The sequence below is a fragment of the Piscirickettsia salmonis LF-89 = ATCC VR-1361 genome, assembly GCF_000297215.2.
GTDB lineage: Bacteria > Pseudomonadota > Gammaproteobacteria > Piscirickettsiales > Piscirickettsiaceae > Piscirickettsia > Piscirickettsia salmonis.
The window spans coordinates 35,289-42,750 of sequence record NZ_AMFF02000105.1; the positions used below are offsets into that span (position 1 = coordinate 35,289).

At 38.3% G+C, this 7,462-nt stretch carries 4 protein-coding genes; 1 reads left to right on the forward strand and 3 read right to left on the reverse strand.

From position 1 onward, the window contains the following. Positions 1–272: 272 nt before the first annotated feature. A complete protein-coding gene (locus tag C200_RS10360; protein WP_016211275.1) occupies positions 273–2,021 on the forward strand; it encodes a phospholipase D-like domain-containing protein in 1,749 nt (582 codons plus the stop codon). Positions 2,022–2,072: 51 nt separating this feature from the next. On the opposite strand, the gene thrC is transcribed toward C200_RS10360, so the two are convergent. The 3 genes from thrC to thrA are packed head-to-tail and all read right to left on the reverse strand — an operon-like array spanning position 2,073 to position 6,769. Continuing rightward, positions 2,073–3,332 carry a threonine synthase gene (gene thrC, locus C200_RS10365; RefSeq protein ID WP_016211278.1) on the reverse strand — a complete coding sequence of 420 codons (1,260 nt, stop codon included), beginning with the start codon at positions 3,330–3,332 and terminating at the stop codon, positions 2,073–2,075. After that, positions 3,319–4,287, reverse strand: coding sequence for a homoserine kinase (locus C200_RS10370; protein ID WP_016211277.1), 969 nt, complete (start codon positions 4,285–4,287; stop codon positions 3,319–3,321). Before C200_RS10370 ends, thrC begins: the two co-directional genes overlap by 14 nt. A 13-nt stretch (positions 4,288–4,300) precedes the next feature. Further along, positions 4,301–6,769 (reverse strand): bifunctional aspartate kinase/homoserine dehydrogenase I, encoded by a 2,469-nt coding sequence (thrA, locus tag C200_RS10375; protein ID WP_016211279.1) that lies wholly within the window; start codon positions 6,767–6,769, stop codon positions 4,301–4,303. Between the last annotated feature and the right edge of the window lie 693 nt (positions 6,770–7,462).

Sequence of the window (7,462 nt, forward strand, 5' to 3'; positions counted from 1 at the left end):
GAACCTACCTCGGCCTACTCACCCCGTGCTTAGCACTCCATGGCTCGCAGCGGCCGTCCAAACAAAATTTAATTTTTTTATAATTTTATATAAAATAATAATTAAGTTTCATTTAAACCTATTTATAAAAAAACTCCATTTCATTTTATCTAAGCATTGCAACTATTGACAGTAACGCATAGTCAAATTATTATGAACTTTAGCTGTTTTTCAAAAACTATAAATTTCTAAAATTTAAATAAAAATTACAAGCCAACACGTAGAATCCTGCTATGAACTCTAAAGCTCTGTTACTTTTTTTTTCGATCATTTTTTATATAAATTTCACACATGCCAGCACTTTAAGTGATATTTATCAAGATATTATTGATAGAACCGATACATCGCACGCGCAAGAAGGAATTACTTATAGCCTAACGCAGCACAACCTGTTAAAGCATGATTTTTTAATTCAGTTCCCCGGCAAAGAGGTCTGGGGCATAAAAGCTGAAGCTTACCCAGGATATAGTTTCAATCACAGTTTAGACAATAACTTTGGTTTACCTCACTGTAACAGTCAATCCCAGTGCATTGCCAATAGCTCATGTTCTCATTTACAAGCATTTTATAACGGCCTCGCTGATAAAAACACAAAAATGTGTAATGGCTATGCTGATCAGAAACTAGACCGCCTATACACAGCAATTAATAGCGCCCAACACTTCATTGATATAACAACGCTAGAAAGCCTGCCGGATTTAAAATTCAGATCAACTATCCGTAATGCTCTAACTGTACTTGCAACAACAGGCAGGAAAATAACCGTCCGTATTTTAGACGGACTATATGAACCGATACCGACCCTGCAAGTAGCACATGAACAAATCACAGCACCCTACTTACCTAATAGCTATACAACCCAAGCATTTTTAAAAGACCTAATCAAAGATATAAAAAAAATTCCCTCATCTAACTTAGATATTTATGTCGCAGGCATGAGAACGTGTTCAGGCATATGCAGGCAAAGTGCTACTAACCAAACGAAAGGATACATAGGGTATATGTCACTTTCTTGGAACCACTCAAAGATTATAAACATTGATGGCAACCGCATCATCACCGGGGGTGTAAATATGTTTAGTACAAACTACCTAATGAAAAGACCCGTCTTTGACTTAATGATGGAGTTACAAGGACCTACCGCGAATAAGACACTTGGCTTTACCAACCTTCTCTGGGATTTTGTCAAACGTAATATTCATAATCCTTTTCATGTTATAGCCTACTCGGCTAAAAAAGCCAATCAATACAAAATAATTAAATCTGACCTTCCGGATAATTTAAAAGCGACCAATACACCGCGAGGCCATACTGAAGTACTGGCAGTCGGTAAAACTGGGAAAGGCTTATATTACCCAGAGCCAGCACAAGAAAATAACACCTCCGATTATGCTTTATACGATTTATTATCTAAAGCACAGCATGCTATTTACCTAGCACAACAAGGTATAAAAGCAAGCTTTAACACTTGGCCCCTCAATACAACCAATCAAAAGCACAGCAATTTTATCAGCGCTCTAGCTAAGTTATTAATAAATAAAGGCAGTATCTACCTGGTGACCTCACCTTATGACACGGCAATTCCTATGGCCCTTGGCTATGCATCCTTAGCAACCCCGCAAGAAGCATGGGATAAAATAAAAAGTGAAGCCCTAGCCATGTATCCAAACACCCAGGAAACTAAGATCAATCAACTTTTATGTAAAAATCTACATATTGCAACGATTAGATTCAATGGAACTGACACGACATGGCCAAACAATAAAAAAATATATGACCATTATAAATTTATGATGGTCGATGATCAGCTATTTTATATAGGATCACAGAATTTTTACCCTTCAGGATTGCAAAATTATGGCTACATTATTGACGATACTCAAGCAGCAACCATTATAAAACAAGAATTCTGGAATAACTTATGGAAATATTCATCAAAATCAGAGTACATCCCTAAACAATGTAAAACTAGCCACCCATAACTATTAATTACTCCTGTACTAAGCTAAACCAAACTAAACTCACTCAATAGATTATTTAACCACCTGTAAAAGTGCCTGTAGATCCGGCTTAATTTTAATATAGCTTTGCTCACGTACGAGTAAGTCTTCTAATCGTTTAGGTACAGAAACTTCTATTTTTAATAAAGGCTCCAAAACACACTCAAATTTAGCTGGATCTGCAGTTGCTGTAACTAACCAATCCCCTCCCAACTGCTTGGCCATCGCAACCCCCACCGCAGTATGCGGGCAGATTAATTTCTGGTGATCATTAAAAGATTGCTTAATTGTCCTATTAATTTCTTTATCGTGAATGCTTACCACAGCGATGCTCTTAAACGCCTGATAATCTAATAAATAACTTAAGCGCTCAAAATTACTCGGCTTACCTACATCCATTGCATTGGCCAAAGTTGCTATACTTACACGTGGTTTAAATTCACCTGACCCAACATAATCCAAAACCACCCGATTGGCATTAAGAGCTATCGCAATCTCTTCAATAGGCAAGCCACATTGCTGTGCCCAAAATGCAGCGGTGACATTACCTAAATTGCCAGACGGGACAATCACCCGCATTTTTTTATGATGCAGCTGATAATAACGCACACTCGCATACGCATAATACGTCATCTGTGGTAATAGTCGGCCAATATTAATACTATTTGATGTTGATAACGCCAAAGGGAATTGTTCTGCATTTTCATAGGCTGTTTTTACTAGATGCTGACAATCATCAAAACTGCCCTGCACAGCAATTGCCTGAATATTATCACCCCAACAGCAAATTTGAGCTTGCTGCCTTGCTGAAATTTTTCCTTCAGGAAACAATATTGCTACCTTAAGTTGCGGCTGTTTGTGCAAAGCTGCCGCCACAGCAGACCCAGTATCCCCAGAAGTTGCAACCAAGATTAAGTGCTGTTGTTGTTTTTCAACCAATAAACGATTTAAGCTAGCAGCTAAAAAACGTGCGCCTATATCTTTAAATGATAGAGTTGGCCCATGAAATAACTCAAGTAACTGAATATTTTTACTTAAAACTGTAAGCGATATTTGAAAGTTTAACGCCTCATCACAAATTAACGCAAGCTCTGACGCTAATTGGCTACCTTTAAAAAAAGGACTTAATAAACTCACAGCGATATCATGATAAGACTTGCCAATTAAGCATTTCCAATCTATCACAGGAAAATAGGCAGGTACATAAAGACCACCGTCTGTAGCTAAGCCGGTAGTTAAAGCATAATCAAGACCAACCTTTATGTTAGTATTACGGGTACTATAATAATGCATCACTATTTTCCTTAATCACACAGGCACCTTGTGTTGATAACTGTTCTAACCAGTAATCAGAATTAATATTGCGCTTGGCTAAAATAGCCTGTGCAACATTTGCAATTTTTTCCAAAACTTGCTTTTCTTCAGCCCACGCAAAAATCGAGGGTCCAGAGCCTGAAATTGAACACATTAAAGCTCCCATTGCACGGGCGGCCTGTTGAATCTCATAAAACCCAGGGATTAAATCAGCACGATATTGCTCAATTAACACATCCTGGCTATAACGCTGCAAACAGGCTAAATCATTCCTATATAAACTGCTGATGAAACTCGCAAAATGCACCCCTTGGCGTACTGCCTGACTACAATTTACCCGAGATGGTAATACTTGACGTGATAAACGCGTCGGAACCTCAATCTCTGGATGTAAAACTAAGCAATATACCATCGGCAACGGCAACTCGATCACCTCTAAAGGCTGCATCGCTACCGTTAAGGTCAACCCACCGAATAAAGCCGGTACAATATTATCCGCATGTGCTTGCCCTGATACATATTGTTCACTTGCTAAAGCAAAATGGGCTAACTCAATATTCGGCAATGGCTCAACTAAAAATTGATTCAGTGCCACCAATGCTGCAATGGCAGACGCGGCTGAACCACCGAGACCCGAGCTTACGGGAATACCTTTTTTAATAGCCAGGTTAAAGCCTTGCTTAATACGATAACAATCGAGTAAATGCCGAAGTGCAATCGTCGCAGTATTTTTAGCTGGATCTTTCGGCAACTCTTGCTCTAACTCTATTCCTGTCACCGACTCAATCACCAATTGACTATCTTGCCGGCGTGTCAAGGTTACCTCATCACCTAAAGCATGAAAGCTTAACCCTAAGGCATCAAAACCAACTGCTAAGTTAGCACAACTGGCCGGAGCAAATGCCGTCACTGCATTTAATTGATCCTTCAACATGATTTATACTCACTTAATGCTCACTTAAAGAAGAAGATAAACGCAAAATATCAGCAAACACCCCAGCAGCAGTCACCTCAGCTCCCGCACCGGCGCCTTGAATAATCATTGGCTGCGGCGTATAACGAGCAGTTTCTATAGAAACGATGGTATCTGTTGCCTGTAGGCGAGCAAAAGGGTGATCTGCCTCATAAGACTGCATGCCAACAGTGATTTCACCCGCAGCTGTAATCTTACCCACATAACGCACCACAGCCCCCACACTTAAGCTCGTACTTGTAATCTTCTCTAAACGTGATGTAATCATTGCATCATATTCATGCAAACGCTTGAGAAACTCATTGACAGAACAAGTTGCTAGTTCATCAGGAATCAATGACTCTAAACCAACATCATCCAAAGACGCAGGAATACCAATTTCACGCGCTAAACAGACCATTTTACGTGCTACATCCAACCCAGATAAATCATCACGAGGATCAGGCTCGGTGAACCCTCGCTGTTTTGCCTCCTTTACTGCGTGTGAAAAACTAACTCCTGCTGATATTTGATTAAATAAAAAACCTAAAGTCCCAGAAACGATGCCTTCTATGCTATGTATTTTATCGCCGGTTAATAATAAATCTTGCAAAGTTTTAATCACCGGCAAACCTGCACAAACTGTCGTTTCATATAAATAATAACGATTATAATGGTCTGCTGTACTTAATAAATCGTGATAAAAACCCAAGTGACTTGAATTGGCTTTTTTATTCGGCGTAACAATATGCGCCCCTTTTTTCAAAATATCAAGATAACGCTGTGCAGTTTCTTCACTGGCTGTACAATCAATAATTAAACTATGTGGAATAAAATCAGAAACCACATGATCAATAAATACATTTAAATCAATTTCAGCCCCTTTTACTCCAAATTCATCCTGCCAAGAGCCTAAGTCAATTTCATGCTCATCAAGCAGCATTTGTTTAGAGTTGGCTACCCCACGCAAACGCAAGGCTAAGCCATGCTCTTTTTTTAATATATCTTGTTGTTGCTTTAATTGAGAGAGTAATGTTGCTCCAATCCGCCCTGGACCAATCAATCCCACTGAAATTGTTTTATGAGATAAGTAAAGCCCTGAGTGAATCGCTCGCATCGCCTTTTGTGCTTCATAACGCTGAATAACCAATGAAATATTACGCTCTGCAACCCCTTGGGCAATTGCCTTAATATTCACATTCGCCATCGCCAGCGCATGGCAAATTTTTGCAGCAATACCTCGCTGACCGACCATACCATCCCCGACAGCCGCAATAATACTACAGGACTCATCCGCTTCAATGGATTTTATCTTGCCATACTCAATTTCATAACGAAAATGCTGAGTTAATAACTGCCGCGCCCGCATCGCTTGATCACTTTTGATCGCCACACAAATCGATTGTTCAGAACTTGCTTGTGAGATTAGAATCACCGAAATATGCCCTTGCCTTAAGATTTGGAAAATACGTTCTGCTGAGCCAGGTACACCTGCCATTCCAGAGCCTTCAATATTCAACAAAGCAGCAGATTCAACACAAGTTATCCCTTTAATCAGTGACGATGGCGGCTCATTGCTCTGGCCAATTATCGTCCCCGGCTCATCCGGCTTAAAACTATTTTTGATAAAAATCGTGCTGCCTACACTCATCATCGGCTCTATAGTACTTGGATGTAATACGGTTGCACCAAAATAAGCAAGCTCTAACGCTTCTTGATAAGAAATACATGGTAATACAAACGCTGAAGGGACTTTACGCGGATCGGCACTCATAATACCATCCACATCAGTCCAAATAATAAGCTTATCTGTGCCCAGTATTTTTGCAAAAATAGCTGCTGAGTAATCACTGCCATTGCGCCCTAAGGTCAACTGCACCCTTTGATCATTACCCGCAATAAAGCCGGTAATGACGACTTGATCATAATCAGACAAATTAAGCTTCGCTAAATTTTCTGCGCTTTTTTCCCAGTCAACTTCATTATCAGCTAATATTAAAACCTGACTCGCATCGACATATAACACCTTATTCATTTTATTATTATTTTTTGCTGATAATAAACTCGTTAAAATCTGTGCCGACCATTTTTCACCATAACCGATCACACAGGCTTGTAGTTCCTTTGAGTAAACCCGTAACATCATGACTGTATTTAGCAAATCACCAATCACATGCATATCTTGCTTAATATTAGCAATAACAGTCGTTCTTAGTTGTTCACATGCTAATTCATCAGCAAGATCAATATGTTTTCTTTCAATACTGGTTAATAACTCATCATTCAACTCACCTAAACACGCTTGGTCAAGCAATAACTGTAAACTCGAGGTTGTCCCTTGCGTTGCCGAAACAATGATAATTTCTTGCTTACCTGATAGAATTTTTGCAACATTTAAAAAACATGCAGCATCATTTAAGCTTGAACCACCAAATTTGTGTGTTATCCAATGTGAATAGGTCATTAACTATCCTTTTTCTATATTAATTAATCAGCGAATTCCTTTTCTTTATCATGACATAGATAAACAAAAACCTTAATACAATTCCTTGAGTCATCAAAGCCTAACAAACAACACCTACAGATATTACATGAAAAACATTAACGATAGGCCATTAAACGCTATGAGCATCAAGCCCTCAACAAATTAACTTAAATTGTTTTAAAGATTTACAATTATAAAAATAAAAAATATAACTTTTCACATGTAAAACATTTACCTGATATTAATCGATCTATATTTTATATCTATATTTAGCAAACAATTATATATGGATTTAATTTTTATTAAGTTAATTTAAGAGACTGACAAAAAAACTATTTTTCAATAATCTTATTTTTTAATTTAACTATAATATATCTTTCATAATTAGAAGGAACTTAAAATGGAAGAAGATATAAAAAAACCACCTCGCAGTAAAGTAAACTCGAAGCTGGGTTATTATCAACTAGAATCCCTAGCAGATTACTTAAATAACAGACTCCCACATCTTAGGTTTCACGTTCGTATGATAGGTAGAAGGCTGATACAATCAGTTAGAAGCACACAGGCTCTAAGTGAAGTAGGAGCTGACCAAATCGAAAAATACTGGAAAAGCTATTGCAGAAAATATAATATGTGGTTTAACCCATTATTATCTCACCTTACGCACTGACA

Bases quoted from the DNA above. Each gene is read 5' to 3' on its own strand.
- C200_RS10360 (WP_016211275.1), top strand. From the start codon at position 273: ATGAACTCTAAAGCTCTGTTACTTTTTTTTTCGATCATTTTTTATATA.
- C200_RS10370 (WP_016211277.1), bottom strand. From the start codon at position 4,287: ATGTTGAAGGATCAATTAAATGCAGTGACGGCATTTGCTCCGGCCAGT.
- thrC (WP_016211278.1), bottom strand. From the start codon at position 3,332: ATGCATTATTATAGTACCCGTAATACTAACATAAAGGTTGGTCTTGAT.
- thrA (WP_016211279.1), bottom strand. From the start codon at position 6,769: ATGACCTATTCACATTGGATAACACACAAATTTGGTGGTTCAAGCTTA.